This window comes from Arthrobacter sp. TE12231, from assembly GCF_054062895.1.
Map to the genome: position 1 here is coordinate 2,628,343 of NZ_JBSSFS010000001.1, position 16,500 is coordinate 2,644,842.

Consider the following 16,500-nt stretch of genomic DNA (forward strand, 5'->3'; position numbering starts at 1 on the left):
GGGCCTTTGCCACTACTCCGAAGCGGCGGGGCGCAGGGTGCCCAGCAGCCGGTCAATCACGCCGGCGTCCTCGATCGTGGACGGCACCACGTACTCGTCGCCGTCGGCGATCTGGCGCATGGTCTTGCGCAGGATCTTTCCCGAGCGGGTCTTGGGCAGGGCCTCCACCACGGTGACGTGCTTGAAGTCGGCCACGGCGCCGATGTCCCGCCGGACCAGGGCGATGAGGTCCTTGACCAGAATCTCTTCCGGGATGTCCACCCCGGATTTGAGCACCACGTAGCCGCTGGGCCGCTGGCCCTTGAGCGGGTCGGCGAGGCCGATCACGGCGCATTCCGCGACGGCGGGGTGCTGGCCGATCACCTGTTCCATGGCGCCGGTGGAGAGCCGGTGTCCGGCGACGTTGATGATGTCATCGGTGCGGCCCATGACAAAGAGATAGCCGTCTTCGTCCCGGTAGCCGGAGTCGCCCGTGGCGTAGTAGCCCTCGAATGCCTGGAGGTAGGAGGAAATGTAGCGTTCGTCGTTGCGCCAGAGCGTCGTCAGGGTGCCCGGCGGGAGCGGCAACTCCAGGACGATGTTTCCTTCCGTGCCGGCCTCGACGTCCTCGCCCCCGCCGTCGACGACGTTGAGCCTGAAGCCGGGCATCGGGACGCTGGGCGATCCTGCCTTGATCGGCAGCCCGTCCAGGCCGCGCGGGTTGGCACAGATGGCCCAGCCCGTCTCGGTCTGCCACCAATGGTCCACCACGGGGACGCCGAGGACCCGGGAGGCCCAGTGGAAGGTGTCGGTGTCCAGCCTCTCGCCGGCGGCGAAGAGCGTGCGCAGGCTGGAGATGTCGTAGTTCTTGAGCAGCTGCGCCTCGGGGTCGGCCTTCCGGATGGCCCGCAGAGCGGTGGGCGCGGTGAACAGCACGTTGACCTTGTGGTCCTGGATCACCCGCCAGAATGCGCCGGCGTCGGGGGTTCCCACCGGTTTTCCCTCGTACAGCACCGTGGTGGCGCCGGCCAGGAGCGGCCCGTACACGATGTAGGAGTGCCCCACCACCCAGCCGACGTCCGAAGCCGTCCACATGACGTCGCCCGGTGCGACGTCGTAGATGTTCGCCATGGTCCAGCTCAGGGCCACGGCATGGCCGCCGTTGTCCCGCACCACGCCCTTCGGCGCGCCCGTGGTGCCCGAGGTGTAGAGGATGTAGAGGGGATCAGACGCCTTCACATCGACAGGCGCGGCGGGCTCGGCCGAAGCCATCTCGGTGTCCCAGTCGAGCCACCCGGGGTGGTCGGCCACCGACGCGGCGAAGCCATCCCTGGCCTTGACCAGCACCGGGGTGTCCGGGGCGCCGGCGATGCCGAGGGCCTCCGCGACGGCGGGCAGGTATTCAATCCGGCGCGAGGGTTCGATACCGCCCGACGCCGTCACCACGGCCGCGGGGGCGGCGTCCCGGATGCGGGCGGCGAGCTCTTTCGGGGCAAAGCCGCCGAACACCACGGAGTGCACGGCGCCGAGCCGGGCCGTGGCCAGCATCGCGATGGCGGCCTCGGGGATCATCGGCATGTAGATCACCACACGGTCGCCCTTGCCGACTCCGCTGCGACGTAGGACACCGGCGAACCGGGCCACAAGCTCCGTCAGTTCGGCATAGCTGAAGCGTTTCTGCGTGCCTAGCATGGCGGAGTCGTAGATCAGGGCGTCCTGTGCGCCCCTGCCCTCCGCCACGTGCCGGTCGAGCGCGTTGTAGGACGTGTTCAGGACGCCATCAGGAAACCAGTCGTAGAGCGGCGCCCTGCTGGCATCGAGGGCCTGTTGGGGCCGGGTGGACCAGGAGATCCCCCGGGCAGCGTCCAGCCAGAACTCTGCGGGCTGTTCGAGGCTACGTTTGTAGGCGTCCCGGTAGCTCTTGGTGACCATGAGATACATCCTGTCCACGACGGTGTGATGCAGCCCATGGTAAACCGTGGCGGACGGCCACCACAAGGCTTATGTATACAAGAACGACCGATTTCTGCGCTTTATCCGCCGACTACTGGGCAAAGTGCCCTTGCGTGTATACACTGGTTTGTGGCCACCCCCAAAGGGCCCAGCAGCGAAGGAGGCAGGATGCGAGCCAGCGATAGGGCTTACGCGGCATTGCGCGACGACATCATCGAATGGCGCCTCCTGCCCGGCACAGTCCTCGCGGAGGTGGAACAGTCGGAGCGTCTCGGCATCTCGCGCACGCCGCTGCGCGAGGCCCTGAGCCGGCTCACGGCCGAAGGGCTGACGACGACGGCGGGCGGCCGCGGCGTCGTCGTGACCGATATTTCCCTGGACGACATCGACGAACTGTTCGAATTGCGCGAAACCCTCGAAGGGAAGGCCGCCGCCCTGGCCGCCGAGCGCGGCGACCGGGCGACCTTCGACCAGCTCCGGCGGGAGCTGCTCGAAGCCCCGGAACTGATCGGCGGCGAGGACCCGGCCCTGCATGAGTACTACGAGCTCGTCGGGCGGCTGGACGCGGCCATCGACGCAGCCATCTCCAACGCGTACCTCGCCCAGGCCATGCGCAGCCTCCGCGTCCACCTCGTGCGCGTCCGGCGCCTGGCCGCCGACGACGCCGCCCGGCTCACCGCCGCCGCTGCCGAGCACGCCGCGATCGCCGAGGCAATCGCCGCCGGCAACCCGCGGCTGGCCGAGGCCGCCACCACGCTTCACCTGCACCGCAGCCTTTCCCACGTCAAAGCCACGCACACACCTCACTAGAAGGAGCAACATGGTCAAGGAACACCACGTCCGCGTTTACAAGAGCGAGGAAAACCTGCCCCGCGAGGACCAGCTTGCCTACAAGATCGCCAAGGTCGCCGCGGATCCCGTGGACGTCACCGCTGACGTCACCGACATGGTGATCAACCGCGTCATCGACAACGCCTCGGTGGCGATCGCCTCGCTGAACCGTGCCCCCATCGTCGCGGCCCGGGCCCAGGCCCTCACCCACGGCCCGACCACCGGCGGCAAGGGATCGAAGGTCTTCGGCATCGAAGAGCGCGTAGCCCCGGAGTGGGCCGCCTGGGCCAACGGCGTCGCGGTCCGTGAGCTCGACTACCACGACACCTTCCTGGCCGCGGATTACTCCCACCCGGGCGATAACATTCCGCCGATCCTCGCCGTCGCCCAGCACGTCGGCTCCAGTGGACATGATTTGATCCGCGGAATCGCCACCGGCTACGAAATCCAGGTCAACCTGGTCAAGGCCATCTGCCTGCACAAGCACAAGATCGACCACGTGGCCCACCTCGGCCCCTCCGCGGCGGCCGGCATCGGCACCCTGCTGGGTCTCGACGTCGAGACCATCTTCCAGTCCGTCGGCCAGGCCCTGCACACCACCACCGCCACCCGGCAGTCCCGCAAGGGCGAAATCTCCACCTGGAAGGCGCACGCCCCCGCGTTCGCCGGCAAGATGGCCGTCGAATCCGCTGACCGTGCCATGCGCGGCCAGACCTCCCCCGTGCCGATCTACGAGGGCGAAGACGGCGTGATCGCCTGGATGCTCGATGGCCCGGACGCCTCGTACATGGTGCCTCTGCCCGAGGCCGGCGAGGCCAAGCGCGCCATCCTGGACACCTACACCAAGGAGCACTCGGCCGAGTACCAGGCGCAGGCGTGGATCGACCTGGCGCGCAAGCTGCACGGCGAGCACCCCGAGGTCACGGACCCGGCCAACGTCGACTCCGTGCTGATCAAGACCAGCCACCACACGCACTATGTGATCGGCTCCGGCGCCAACGACCCGCAGAAGTACAGCCCCACGGCCAGCCGCGAAACCCTGGACCACTCCATCCCGTACATCTTCACCGTCGCCCTGCAGGACGGCGCGTGGCACCACGTCGATTCCTATGCCCCGGAACGCGCCGCCCGCCCGGACACTGTGGAACTCTGGCACAAGGTCACCACGGTCGAGGACCCGGAATGGACCCGCCGCTACCACTCCCTGGACATCGCCGAGAAGGCGTTCGGCGGCACCGTGGTCATCACGCTCAAGGACGGCACCGTCATCACGGAGTCGATCGCCGTCGCCGACGCCCACCCGCTGGGTGCCCGGCCCTTCGCGCGGGAGCAGTACGTCAACAAGTTCCGCACCCTCGCCGCCGGCCTCGTGGCCGACGAGGAGATCGAGCGCTTCCTCGCCGCCGCCGCGCGGCTTCCGGAGCTCGCCGCCGGTGAGCTTGACCAGCTGAACATCCAGGCGGCCGACGGCGTGATCGACCTCGCCGCCGCCCCGAAGGGACTCTTCTAATGCTGTACTCGAAGACCACGCCGGAGCAGAAGCGGATCCGGTTCCGGGAGCTCCTGGCCTCCGGCACCATCCAGCAGTTCCCGGGCGCGTTCAACCCGCTCTCGGCCCGGCTGATCGAGGAAAAGGGCTTCGCCGGCATCTACATTTCCGGCGCCGTCCTGGCCAACGACCTCGGCCTGCCGGACATCGGGCTGACCACGCTCACCGAGGTCGCCACCCGGGCCGGGCAGATCGCCCGGATGACCGACCTGCCGTCCATCGTGGACGCCGACACGGGCTTCGGCGAGCCGATGAACGTGGCGCGGTCCGTCCAGGAACTCGAGAATGCCGGCTTGGCCGGCTGCCATATCGAGGACCAGTTCAACCCGAAGCGCTGCGGCCACCTCGACGGCAAGAACGTGGTGGACCTCGAGACCGCGACCAAGCGGATCCGCGCCGCGGCCGACGCCCGCCGCGACCCGAACTTCCTGATCATGGCCCGGACTGACATCCGGGCCACCGACGGTCTCCAGGCCGCCCAGGACCGGGCCAAGGCCCTCGTAGAGGCCGGGGCCGACGCGATCTTCCCGGAGGCCATGAAGGACCTGAGCGAATTCCAGGCGATCCGCGACGCCGTCGACGTCCCGATCCTGGCCAACATGACCGAATTCGGCCAGAGCGCCCTGTTCACGGTGGACGAGCTCGCTGGGGTCGGCGTCAACATGGTGATCTATCCGGTCACCCTTCTCCGTAGTGCCATGGGGGCTGCGGAGCGTACTCTGGAATCGATTAAGGCCGACGGAACCCAAGAGGCACAGGTTGGGAGCATGCTGACCCGTGCGCGTTTGTACGATCTCGTTGATTATGAGGCTTACAACCGATTCGATACCGGAGTCTTTAATTTCCATATCCCAGGTCAGTAAGCCCCGCATGGAACCGCCGGCACGTGCCGGTATACAGGCGTTAGGAACAAAGGAGTTTCAGCATGGCTGAACAGGACATTAAGAAGGGCCTCGCCGGCGTCGTGGTGGACTACACCGCGGTCTCCAAGGTCAACCCGGACACCAACTCGCTGCTCTACCGCGGCTACCCCGTCCAGGAACTGGCAGCCAAGTGCAGCTTCGAGGAAGTCGCCTACCTGCTCTGGAACGGCGAACTGCCCACCGCGGAGCAGCTGGCCGAGTTCACGGCACGGGAACGCGCCGGCCGCCCCATCGATCCGGTCGTGAAACAAGTGGTGGACGCGCTGCCCACCACGTCGCACCCGATGGACGTCTGCCGCACGGCAGCCTCCGTCATGGGCGCACGGCACCCGCTCGCCGAGGACTCCTCGCGCGAGGCCAACATGGCTAAGGCTATCGACCTCTTCGCGGCGATGCCGGCGATTGTGGCCTACGACCAGCGCCGCCGGCACGGTCAGGACGTCGTAGCGCCCCGCGACGATCTGGGCTACTCGGCGAACTTCCTCTGGATGGCTTTCGGCGAGGAACCGGTCCAGGAAGTCGTGGACGCCTTCAACGTCTCGATGATCCTCTACGCCGAGCACTCGTTCAACGCCTCGACCTTCACGGCCCGCGTGATCACCTCAACGCTCTCGGACCTGCACTCGGCCGTCACCGGGGCGATCGGAGCGCTCAAGGGCCCGCTGCACGGCGGCGCCAACGAGGCCGTCATGCACACCTTCGACGAGATCGGTATCCGGCAGGAGGAGTCGCTGGACGAGGCCCACGCACGGGCCAAAGCCTGGATGGAGGATGCCCTGGCCCACAAGCGCAAGGTCATGGGCTTCGGCCACCGTGTCTACAAGCACGGCGACTCGCGGGTGCCCACCATGAAGGCGGCCCTGGATAAGATGATCGCGCACTACGGCCGCCCGGAGCTCTTGGGCCTCTACAACGGCCTGGAAACTGCGATGGACGAGGCCAAGGCGATCAAGCCAAACCTGGACTACCCGGCCGGCCCGACCTACCACCTCATGGGCTTCGACACCCCCACCTTCACTCCCTTGTTCGTCGCCAGCCGCATCACAGGCTGGACGGCGCACATCATGGAGCAGCTGGAATCGAACTCCCTAATCCGCCCGCTGAGCGAGTACAACGGCGTCGAAGAACGGCACCTGCCGTAACTTTCGAACAACGCTCGACGGCGGGCCGGTCACCTTTCAGGTGGCCGGCCCGCTTCGTTGTGCCCGCGGACTGGTCCTAGCTGACCTTAGTGACGGTCAGCGAGGTGATGACCGTCTTGAGGTCCTTGTAGGCCTGGGTGCGGGTGAAGGCCAGGGCATCGTCCATGGTCTGGAACTTGTAGAGACCCCACGTGGCTCCGCCAAGGGGACGACGATCCGCGAAGCTGTAAAACTTCAAAGAGTCCGGGCCTTGTACCGCAAAATCAAGGACGCAGCCGATCCCGTCCTGTCCGGCGATGCGGTTCGTGATCCCTATCCCCGCTTGGACGGGACCTCCGTCATTTGCTGCTGAGGTCATGGCGACGTAAGCGAACCTCGGGGTTCCCTGTGCCGGCGCTGCCGGGTCGACCGGGAGTCCTGCCATCGGCTGGCTGTCGAGGACCTTGTAGGGTGCGTTGTTAAGACACCCGCTGGTGGTCCAGTCATTGGTATCGCCGAAGGCCAGCCGTGCCACTTCCTTGCCGGCGGAATCCGTGAGGGAAGTTCCTTCACCGTTTGAGAGGGCGTTGCTCTCCGCGGTCCCGGCGAGTTGCCAGGCAGCCGGGTAGTTGAAGGCCAATTTATAGCCCGTCGACCAGTACTCGTACGTCTTGATCCCCCGCGCCGCCAAGCTGCCCGGCGCCGGGGTGCCTACGAGAGCCTTCCGGAGCTCCACGGGAATTCCCTTGGACGCGAACTGCCCGTCCATGTACTGTTCCGCCGTCAGCCGCTCATTGTTCGCCGCCGCCTGATCCCAGCCGGGCATGTTCGCCCACGGCTGGTCAGCGTCGATGACGTACTTGCGGTCAGTCAGCTTGGCCATCCAGAACCAACTGCCGGTGTCCGTCTGGCCGCCTGAGACCTTCATGCTCAAGGCCATCCAGTCTCCCGCGCAGCCCGCAACCTGTGCGGCAGGCAATTGGTCAGCAAACCAGCTCTGAACGCCGACCACGCTGTCCTTCGTGCAGGCGACAGGTCCGGTGGCTGCCGGCACGCTCGCCGCTGCCGTCGGCGTCGGGGTCGCCGACGGCGTCACGCTAGCCGAAACTGTCGCTGAGGCCGTCGGAGAAGCGGTCGCCGTCGTAGTGACGGTGGCCGCCGGTACGGGGGCGGTGGTGAGGGAACCCAGGTTGGTGGCCACGAGGACGCCGGCCGTGACGGCCGCCGCTGCCAGTGTCAGTACGCCGGCCAGCCGGGTCCGCCTGCGCTTCCGGTCCGCGAGGGACAAGACATTGTGCGGCAGGCTGTCGCTAAACTCCGCGGGCTCGGTGAGTATCCTGCGCAGGGCGGCCTCGCCGTCGGGCACGGACGAATCGTTATGTACGGGGTCGATCCCGGAAATCATGTTCTTGATCGGATCCATCTCAGGCACCCATTTTCTGTGTCATCGTTTCAGCGCCTGCCGGAATGTGCTTGCGAAAGGCGGCCCGCGCCCGGTGCAGCCGGACCTTGGCGGCGGACTCGCTGCAGTGCAGCACACCGGCAATTTCCGCGATACTCAATTCATCCCAGTACGCGAGCTGGAGGATGTCCCGGTCCTTCTCCCGAAGAGCGGCCAGGGCGTCCTGGACCGCCACGTTGTCCGAATCGCCGCCGAACCGCACCACGGCCGCGGAACGCAGCTTGTCCTGGAGCGCCTCCTGCCGGTCCCGGCTCCGGTAGGCGTTCCCGATCAGGTTGCGGGCGACCGTCAGGAGCCACGCCGTATCCGTCCGGGGCGCGTCGTCCCACTTCTGCCACACCACCCGGAAGACATCCGCGGCGAGTTCCTCCGCCAGTTCGACCGATTCCACCCGCCGTCGGACAAACCTGTAGACCTGCGGATAGTTGTCTTTATGAATGGCGATAAACGCCAACTCGCGCTCCGAAAGCACGCATCCCCCAAAAATCAAATGTCCGAACTGCTGGATAACTGTATTGTTTCCGGCTTCCGGGCCGGGGTTACACGCCCCGCAAAGAATATTCCGCCGAGGCCACGGTCTCGTTGTCATCGTTCAGGATGATGACGGCGTCCACAGCGCCCTCCCCCAATGCCAGCGGCAGCCAGTGTTCGGCATCCTGCCACATGCGCGCCAACGGCAGCGACGTGACCGGGAACCATTCCGGGATGATTTCCTGGCTTTCGACCGGGTCGCCGGTCCAGCGGCGCGCGGTGAAGAGGCTCGTGGACATGTTCCATTCCGGCCGGGCGGGAAAGACGAACTCGATCAGTCCGGCGACGCGGAGATCGTGCTCCCTGACCACGATTCCGGCCTCCTCGAAAACTTCGCGGCAGGCGGCCTCGGCGTCGGACTCCCCCGGTTCCACATGGCCGCCGAGACCCACTATTTTTCCGACGCCGAACCCGGTCTTCTTGGTACCGAGCAGGACGTGCGTCCCGGCGGCTTCGTCGCGTAGCAGGAAGCACAGAGTGACAGCTGTCGAATTCATGGATCAACATTAGCGCCCGGCCACGGTGGCTGGGGTCGCCCCGCCGCGGTTGGCCCGGGTGGCCGTCCTAGCCCAGGGCGCGCGGGTGCGCGGCGGCGTAGATCTCCCGCAGCGTATCGGCCGTCACCTGGGTGTAGACCTGCGTGGTGGTCACCGAGGCGTGCCCCAGCAGCTCCTGGACCACGCGGACGTCGGCACCGCCCTCCAGCAGGTGGGTGGCGAAGGAGTGCCGCAGGGTGTGCGGTGACACGTCCTTGGTGATGTTGGCCTTGTCCGCGGCCGACTTAAGGATGGTCCAGGCGCTTTGCCGGCTGATCCTGCCGCCGCGGGCGTTCAGGAACAGCGCCGGGGTGCCCTTGCCCTTGGCGGCCAGCAGGGGCCGGCCGCGGACGAGGTAGGCGTCGAGGGCTCGTGCCCCGAACGATCCCAGCGGGACGAGGCGTTCCTTGGACCCCTTGCCGAAGAGCCTCACGATCGCGGGACCCTCGCTGTCACCGGCTCTGCGCGAGGCATGCAAGGAGATGTCGTCGACGTCAAGGCCCACGGCCTCGCTGATGCGGGCTCCGGTGGAATAGAGGAACTCAAGCAGGGCACGGTCACGCAGTCCGGTGGCCGTATCCGTGCCGACGGCCTCGAGGATCCTCGTGACCTCCCCGACGCTGATCGCCTTGGGCAGGCGCTTGCCGGGCATCGGCGGGTGGACGTCGCTGGCCGGGTCGGTGGGCGTGATGCCTTCCAGCGCCCAGAACTTGTGCAGACCGCGCACTGCCACGACGGTGCGTGCCGCGGACCGGACGCCGAGGGAGGACCCTCCGTCGGACCCGTCGGATAAGGCCTGGACGAAGCCGGTGACATCATGCCGGGTGACGTCCGCCGGGCGCTGGCGGCCCGAACGGGCGAGGTAGCTCGCGTAGCGGGCAAGGTCCCGCCGGTACGCGGCGAGGGTGTTCGCCGCCAGTCCGCGTTCGACCCCCATGTGCTGCAGGTAGTCAGTGACGGCGCGGTCAATCTCCGTCTGCGGCCGAACCGTCGGCGCCGGGGAGCGCGGTTCCAGCGTCTGCGGGCCGGCGATCAGCGCGTCGGTCATCGGCGCTGGCTGGGATGGGCCGGCCAGGGCGCGTCGGCCGGGCGGAGGCTTGCGAAGTTGTCGGCGCGGGCGGCGGCCGCGGCAAGGACGCCGACGACGGCGGACGGGTTGTGGAGGCGGCCGTCCAGCACTGCCTGCACGGCCTCGTCCAGCGGCGTCCAGTGCAGTTCGATTTCGGCTTCTTCCTCGGTGCGGACGTGCCGCTCGTGTCCCGGCACCTCCCGCAGGCCGCGGGCCAGGTAAATGCGGATGGCCTCGCTGGAGGACCCCGGGGAGTTGAAGAAATCTGCCAGCACGTTCCAGCGGTCCGCCACCAGGTCCGCTTCCTCGGCGAGCTCGCGGGCGGCGCCGACGACAAAGTCCTCGCCTTCGACGTCGAGCAGCCCTGCCGGGATCTCCCAGAGATCCATGCCGACGGGGTGCCGGTACTGCCGGAGCAGCAGGACGTCGCCGGCGTCGTTCATCGGGAGAACGGCTACCGCGCCGGGATGGTCGATGTAGTCCCGGACGAGGGTGTCGCCGTCGTCGTTGAGCTGGAAGCTGTCACTGACGACGTCCCAGATCCTGCCTTCGTACACCTTGTGGGAAGACAAAAGACGGCGCGGGCTCGGTTCATCCGAAACCTGCCGTGCAGCATTGGGGGTCTCAGACATACCGGGCATCGCGCCGTCCTTTGATTCAGTTGGAAATTACTTGGACACTGCTGCCGACGAGGGCTTGGCGGCAGCGGCCGGGGCGGTAGCCGGGGCTTCTGCCGTGGCGCTAGCGCCGGCACTTGCCGCCGGCGCAGCGTCGGCGGCGTGCTGGTGATCCAGGGCCGCCTTGACCAGGCCCGCGAAGAGCGGGTGCGGGCGCGTGGGCCGCGAGCTGAGCTCGGGGTGCGCCTGTGTGGCCACGTAGTACGGGTGGACGTCGCGGGGAAGTTCCACGAACTCGACCAGCTTGCCGTCGGGCGACGTTCCGGAGAAGGAGAGCCCCTTGGCGGCAATCTGATCCCGGTACTTGTTGTTGACCTCGTAGCGGTGCCGGTGCCGTTCGCTGACCTTGGTGGCGCCGTACGTTTCGGCAACAACGGAGCCTTCATCGAGCTTGGCTTCGTAGAGGCCCAGGCGCATGGTGCCGCCGAGGTCGCCCTTGCCGTCAACGATGTCCAGCTGTTCTTCCATCGTGGCGATGACCGGGTACTTGGAGTCAGGCTCGAACTCGGAGGAGGATGCGCCTTCGAGGCCGACCACGTTGCGGGCGTACTCGATCACCATGCACTGCAGGCCCAGGCAGAGGCCCAGGACCGGGAGCTTGGTTTCGCGGGCATACTTCAGGGCGCCCAGCTTGCCTTCGAGGCCGCGGATGCCGAAGCCGCCCGGAACGCAGATGGCGTCGACGCCGGCGAGGGACTGCACGGCGCCCTCGCGGGTTTCGCATTCGTCGGAGGGGACCCAGCGGATCTTGACCTTGGTGTCGTTGGCGAAGCCGCCGGCGCGCAGGGCCTCCGTGACGGACAGGTAGGCGTCCGGCAGGTCGATGTACTTGCCGACGAGGGCGATCTCAACCTCGTGCTTCGGGTTGTGGACGGCGTCGAGCAGCTTGTCCCAGCTGGTCCAGTCCACGTCCTTGAACGGCAGGTCCAGGGCACGGACGATGTACGAGTCCAGGCCCTGGGAGTGCAGGGTCTTGGGGATGTCGTAGATGCTGGGCGCGTCCGGGCAGCCGATCACGGCGTCGATGTCGACGTCGCACATGCGGCCGATCTTCTCGCGCATCGGCTGCGGGACGTCGCGGTCCGAACGGATCACGATTGCCTCCGGCTGGATGCCGATGGAGCGCAGCGCGGCAACGGAGTGCTGCGTCGGCTTGGTCTTGAGCTCCTGGGACGGCCCGATGTACGGCACGAGCGATACGTGGAGGAAGAACACGTTGTTGCGCCCGATGTCCTGGCGGACCTGGCGGGCGGATTCGAGGAACGGCTGGGACTCGATGTCGCCCACGGTCCCGCCGATTTCGGTGATGATGACGTCCGGGGCGTTCTTGCCCTCGGCGGGCAGCCGCATGCGGCGCTTGATCTCATCGGTGATGTGCGGGATGACTTGGACGGTGTCGCCGAGGTATTCGCCGCGGCGTTCCTTGGCGATGACAGTCGAGTAGACCTGGCCGGTTGTGACGTTGGCCGAGCCTTCGAGGTTTTCATCGAGGAAGCGTTCGTAGTGGCCGATGTCCAGGTCCGTTTCGGCGCCGTCGTCAGTGACGAAGACTTCGCCGTGCTGGAAGGGGTTCATCGTGCCCGGATCCACGTTCAGATAGGGATCGAGCTTTTGCATTGTTACAGACAGACCGCGAGCCCGCAGGAGGTGGCCGAGGCTCGAAGCCGTCAGTCCCTTACCGAGCGAGGACGCTACACCACCGGTGACGAAGATGTGTTTGGTCGTCTTGGACGAGCCCGGAAACCGGGAATTTACACGAGAGTTTGATCGCTGCACCACGGGGTTTGAGCTTATCATCAATTCGGCCTTCCACGGGTTCTTTGGCGGGATCCCGATGTGATTGTTGTCCTAGCGGCGGTCGTTGCTGCGGTACTGGCGGGCCCCTCAGATCTGCGGGAGGAGCTTGGCGTCGTCCAGCAGCTCCTGGGCGTGGGCCTGGGCCGATTCCGAGTCCTCCTGGCCGGCGAGCATGCGGGCCAGCTCGCGGACGCGCTCGGCCTCGTCCAGCAGCTGAACGTCGCTGGAGGTGAAGCCGGTGGCGGTGGCGCCGTCTGCGCCCCGGACGGAGGTCTTCGTGACCCGGATGTGCTGGTTCGCGAAGGCCGCCACCTGCGGCAGGTGGGTCACCACGAGGACCTGGACGTGCCGGGCCAGCATCGCCAGCCGGCGCCCGATCTCGACGGCGGCGCGGCCGCCCACGCCGGCGTCGACCTCGTCGAAGACGAACGTCGGGACGGGGTCGACGGCGGCCAGCACCACCTCGATGGCGAGCATGACGCGGGAGAGTTCACCGCCCGAGGCCCCCTTGCCCAGCGGCCGGGCCGGGGCCCCGGAGTGCGGCTGGAGCAGGAAGGAGATCTCGTCGGCGCCGAACGGTCCCAGCTGCTCTGTTGGTTCCACATTGATGACCAGGGTGGCGTCGGCCATGGCCAGCGCCGCCAGCTCCGCGCTGACCCGGGCAGAGAGGTCCTTCGCGGCCTTGGTGCGCGCCTTGCTGATCGCGGCGGCCTGCTTCCGGAGCCCGGTTTCGGCGCGGGTGACCTCGGCATCCAGCGCCTCGATCCGGGTGGAGTCGTCCTGCAGTTCGTCGTAACGGGCGCGGGCTTGCTCGGCCCAGACCAGAACCTCGTCGATGCTCGGCGCGTACTTCCGGACCAGCTTGGCCAGCACCGCCCGGCGGTCCTCGATCTCGGCGAGCCGCTCCGGACCCTCGGTGTCCAGGGCGGCCTGGTAGCTGGCGAGCTCGGTGGCGATGTCGTTGAGCAGGAAACCGACCTCTGCCAGGCGCGCCGCGGCCGAGCCCAGCTCCTCGTCGTGTTCGGCCACGTGCTCCAGGGTGCGCTTGGCGGCATCCACCAAGGTGGTGGCGTCGGCGTCTTCGCCGAAGTCCTCGGCGATGAGCGCCTGGTGGGCGGTGCTGGCCGCAATCCGCAGTTCCTCGACGTTGGCCAGCTTCACGGCCTCGGCCTTCAGGGCCTCGTCCTCCCCCGGCTGCGGGTCGACGCCGTCGATCTCGGCGAGAGCAGCCTGCAGCGACTCGGCCTCGCGGAGGCGCTCCCGGGCGGCACTGCGCAAGGCATCCAGCTCACCCTGGCTGGCGTGCCAGTGGGCGTAGAGCTCCTGATAGGTAGCCAGTGTCTTGGCGAGGCTGTCGCCGGCGAACTTGTCCAAAGCGCCGCGTTGCGCCACCGGGCTCTTGAGCCGGATCTGGTCCGATTGTCCGTGCACCACCACAAGCGTTTCGCCGATTTCGGCGAGCACGCCGACCGGCGCGGCGCGTCCGCCCACGTATGCGCGGCTGCGGCCGTCGGCGCCGACGCTGCGGGCCAGCAACAGCTCCGCGCCGCCGTCGAACTCCTCGATCTCCGCGCCCGCCTCGCGGGCCCGCGCGATGGCGGCGTGTCCGGCGTCGAGCTTCAGCACGGCCTCCGCGGAGGCGCTCTTCGCGCCGCTGCGGACGGCGCCGGCGTCTGACCTGGCGCCGAGGAGAAGGCCGACGGCGGTGACCACCATGGTTTTGCCGGCGCCGGTCTCACCGGTCACCACGCTGAGGCCCGGGCCCAGCGGCAAGATGGCGTCGGTGATGACGCCGAGGTCGCGGATTCTCAGTTCTTCAAGCATGGTTCACTTCTCGGTTGAGGGGTCTGGCGATGGATCGGGTGCGTCGCCGTGCCCTGCGTGGCGCGGCGAGGGCAGCGGCGGCATGGGACGGGGTGTGCGGATAATCGGGACGGGTCCGGTGTGGATGGCCTCCGCCTGAGGCATGGGACCGCGCCAGCCCTGAATCGGCAGCTCGAATTTGCGTACCAGCCTGCCGGAGAAGGGCGTCTGGTGCGTCCTGGCCAGCCGCACCGGGGTGGCGGAGCGGGTCACTTCGACGCGCGCGCCCGGCGGCAGGTCCACGGAGCGGCGGCCGTCGCACCACAGCACGCCCTGGGCGTCGGTCCGGTTCAGGATCTCGACGGCGAGCCTGGACCGGGGCGAGACCACAAGTGGTTTGGCGAAGAGGGCATGGGCGCTGATGGGCACGATCAACAAGGCCTCGACTTCGGGCCACACCACGGGGCCGCCGGCGGAAAACGCGTACGCCGTGGAGCCGGTGGGAGTGGCCAGGACGACGCCGTCGCAGCCGAAAGAGGTCAGGGGGCGTTCGTCGACTTCCGTGACCACCTCGAGCATCCGTTCCCGGTTGCCCTTTTCGATCGCCGCCTCGTTGAGGGCCCAGGTGTGCCAGATCTTCTGGCCGCGGACCCAGACCTGCACGTCGATCGTCATCCGCTCCTCCACCGTGTATTCACGGCTCGCGATCCATTCGACGGTCTGGGCGAGGTCGGCTCGCTCGCTTTCGGCCAGGAAACCCACGTGGCCGAGGTTCACGCCGAGCAGCGGGACGTCGACTTCGCGGACGAGCTCGGCGGCCCGGAGGATGGTGCCATCCCCGCCCAGCACCATGACGAGTTCGACGTCGGGCAGCTTCACGTGGTCGTGGAGGACCTCGACGGGGTGGTCGAGCCGGCCGAAGAAGCGGACCATGTCCCCGAGTTCGGTCTTCTGCATCACGGGGATCAGGCCGGAGCCATGCAGCTGGGCGCACGCCTCCCAGGCAGCCTTGAGGGACTCCTCGCGCCCTGTGTGGGCAAGGATGAGGACACGCCTGCTCATCGGGTTCCGCCTTCTGGTGGTACTAGTGGTTCGGCCAGATTGTTCCGAGCAACGCAGCAACGGCTGCGTCCCGCTCCTCGATCTTAGGCGGGACTTCCGACATCGCGCGTTTTATCCACAGGAAGTACTCGACATTGCCGTCCTGGCCCGGCAGCGGGCTTTGGGCGAGGCCTTTGAGGTCCAGGCCCGCGTCCACCGCTGCGGCGGCCACCTTGCCGACGGCGAGCCGGCGTTCCCGCTCCGAGGTGACCACGCCGGTCCGGCCCAGGCGATCCTTGCCGATCTCGAATTGCGGCTTGACCATGAGGACGAGGTCGCCGCCGGGTTCGGTGCAGGCTGCCAGGGGCGCCACTACGAGGGTCAGCGAGATGAAGGACAGGTCCGCCACGGTCAAGGCGGCCGGTCCGCCGATCTCCGCGGGCGTCATGTAGCGCACGTTGAGGCCTTCATGGACGGAGACCCGGGCGTCGTTCCGGATTTCCGGGACCAGTTGGCCGTGCCCGACGTCGACGGCGACCACGTGGCCGGCTCCGCGCCGGAGCAGCACATCCGTGAACCCGCCGGTGGAGGCGCCGGCGTCGAGGCACCGTTTGCCCGCGACGTCGACGGCGGGAAAGGCGTCCAGGGCGCCGGCCAGTTTGTGCCCGGCGCGGCTGACATAGCCGTCCTCGGCGGAGGCAGCAACGTCCAGCGCGGCGTCTTCCGGAATCTGCAGGGAGGCTTTGGCGAGGACTTCGCCGCCGGAGCTCACCTTGCCCTCGGAAATCAGGCGGGCGGCGTGGGTGCGGGACCTCGCCAGCCCGCGGCTGACGAGGGCCTGGTCAAGCCGGCTCACGATCCCCCGTCCCCCGCGCCATGGATGCGGCGCGCTATGCCGGCGCCGGAAGCCACGTCTTCGTTCAGGGCCTCCAGCAGGGCATCGTGCATGCCGGCATAGGCCTCGCCGTGCTCGGAGACCGGCGTCAGCCGTACGGCGGCGAGCCGGTCCAGCACGGCGCTGACAGCCGGGTCCTGGATCTGCGCCTGCCGCCCTTGTGTTTGGTGGGGTGGCAGCGCGGGCCAGTCGATGTCGGCCGCGAGTGCCGGCGCTTCCCCAGCGGCGTCACTCGCCGTTCCGGGCCCGAAGTCGCGGTCCGGCGCATCATGCGGTGCCTGGGCAGGCTCCACGTTTGGCGCCGGGTGTGGCTGCTGGTTCTGCTCGGTCATG

The 16,500-nt window shown here is 67.8% G+C and carries 15 protein-coding genes; 4 read left to right on the top strand and 11 right to left on the bottom strand.

What is annotated here, in order from left to right; translation table 11 throughout:
• Positions 1-12 precede the first annotated feature (12 nt).
• On the bottom strand, positions 13-1,911 hold the full coding sequence (locus ACVWYS_RS11870; RefSeq protein WP_456509791.1) for a propionyl-CoA synthetase: 1,899 nt from the start codon (positions 1,909-1,911) through the stop codon (positions 13-15).
• Between the two features lie 189 nt (positions 1,912-2,100).
• Between ACVWYS_RS11870 and ACVWYS_RS11875 the strand changes: the two genes are divergently transcribed.
• The 4 genes from ACVWYS_RS11875 (at position 2,101) to ACVWYS_RS11890 (ending at position 6,377) form a co-directional block, all read left to right on the top strand.
• Positions 2,101-2,742, top strand: coding sequence for a GntR family transcriptional regulator (locus tag ACVWYS_RS11875; RefSeq protein WP_456509792.1), 642 nt, complete (start codon positions 2,101-2,103; stop codon positions 2,740-2,742).
• Between the two features lie 10 nt (positions 2,743-2,752).
• The gene (locus tag ACVWYS_RS11880; RefSeq protein WP_116767554.1) at positions 2,753-4,273 is read left to right on the top strand and encodes an MmgE/PrpD family protein; all 1,521 of its coding nucleotides are present in this window, start codon (positions 2,753-2,755) and stop codon (positions 4,271-4,273) included.
• On the top strand, positions 4,273-5,175 hold the full coding sequence (gene prpB / locus ACVWYS_RS11885; protein WP_456509793.1) for a methylisocitrate lyase: 903 nt from the start codon (positions 4,273-4,275) through the stop codon (positions 5,173-5,175). Before ACVWYS_RS11880 ends, prpB begins: the two co-directional genes overlap by 1 nt.
• Positions 5,176-5,237: 62 nt before the next feature.
• Positions 5,238-6,377, top strand: coding sequence for a bifunctional 2-methylcitrate synthase/citrate synthase (locus ACVWYS_RS11890; RefSeq protein ID WP_116767556.1), 1,140 nt, complete (start codon positions 5,238-5,240; stop codon positions 6,375-6,377).
• 76 nt (positions 6,378-6,453) lie between these two features.
• Here the strand turns inward: ACVWYS_RS11890 and ACVWYS_RS11895 are convergent, their stop codons facing one another.
• From ACVWYS_RS11895 to ACVWYS_RS11940, 10 genes are all read right to left on the bottom strand, one after another.
• Positions 6,454-7,788, bottom strand: coding sequence for a hypothetical protein (locus ACVWYS_RS11895; protein WP_456509794.1), 1,335 nt, complete (start codon positions 7,786-7,788; stop codon positions 6,454-6,456).
• Positions 7,781-8,290, bottom strand: coding sequence for an RNA polymerase sigma factor (locus ACVWYS_RS11900; RefSeq protein ID WP_456509795.1), 510 nt, complete (start codon positions 8,288-8,290; stop codon positions 7,781-7,783). Before ACVWYS_RS11900 ends, ACVWYS_RS11895 begins: the two co-directional genes overlap by 8 nt.
• A gap of 67 nt (positions 8,291-8,357) precedes the next feature.
• Positions 8,358-8,846, bottom strand: coding sequence for an 8-oxo-dGTP diphosphatase (locus ACVWYS_RS11905; RefSeq protein WP_344362294.1), 489 nt, complete (start codon positions 8,844-8,846; stop codon positions 8,358-8,360).
• Positions 8,847-8,913: 67 nt separating this feature from the next.
• Positions 8,914-9,933 (bottom strand): site-specific tyrosine recombinase XerD, encoded by a 1,020-nt coding sequence (gene xerD / locus ACVWYS_RS11910; RefSeq protein WP_456509796.1) that lies wholly within the window; start codon positions 9,931-9,933, stop codon positions 8,914-8,916.
• Entirely contained in the window at positions 9,930-10,595 is a 666-nt protein-coding gene (locus ACVWYS_RS11915) for an NUDIX hydrolase (RefSeq protein ID WP_344362296.1), read from the bottom strand. Before ACVWYS_RS11915 ends, xerD begins: the two co-directional genes overlap by 4 nt.
• Before the next feature lie 27 nt (positions 10,596-10,622).
• Entirely contained in the window at positions 10,623-12,428 is a 1,806-nt protein-coding gene (locus ACVWYS_RS11920; protein ID WP_456509797.1) for a CTP synthase, read from the bottom strand.
• Between the two features lie 87 nt (positions 12,429-12,515).
• Positions 12,516-14,252, bottom strand: coding sequence for a DNA repair protein RecN (gene recN, locus ACVWYS_RS11925; RefSeq protein WP_456509798.1), 1,737 nt, complete (start codon positions 14,250-14,252; stop codon positions 12,516-12,518).
• Between the two features lie 3 nt (positions 14,253-14,255).
• The gene (locus ACVWYS_RS11930) at positions 14,256-15,293 is read right to left on the bottom strand and encodes an NAD kinase (RefSeq protein ID WP_116767568.1); all 1,038 of its coding nucleotides are present in this window, start codon (positions 15,291-15,293) and stop codon (positions 14,256-14,258) included.
• A gap of 22 nt (positions 15,294-15,315) precedes the next feature.
• Positions 15,316-16,128 carry a TlyA family RNA methyltransferase gene (locus ACVWYS_RS11935; protein ID WP_344362303.1) on the bottom strand — a complete coding sequence of 271 codons (813 nt, stop codon included), beginning with the start codon at positions 16,126-16,128 and terminating at the stop codon, positions 15,316-15,318.
• Entirely contained in the window at positions 16,125-16,499 is a 375-nt protein-coding gene (locus tag ACVWYS_RS11940) for a hypothetical protein (protein WP_456509799.1), read from the bottom strand. Before ACVWYS_RS11940 ends, ACVWYS_RS11935 begins: the two co-directional genes overlap by 4 nt.
• Between the last annotated feature and the right edge of the window lies 1 nt (position 16,500).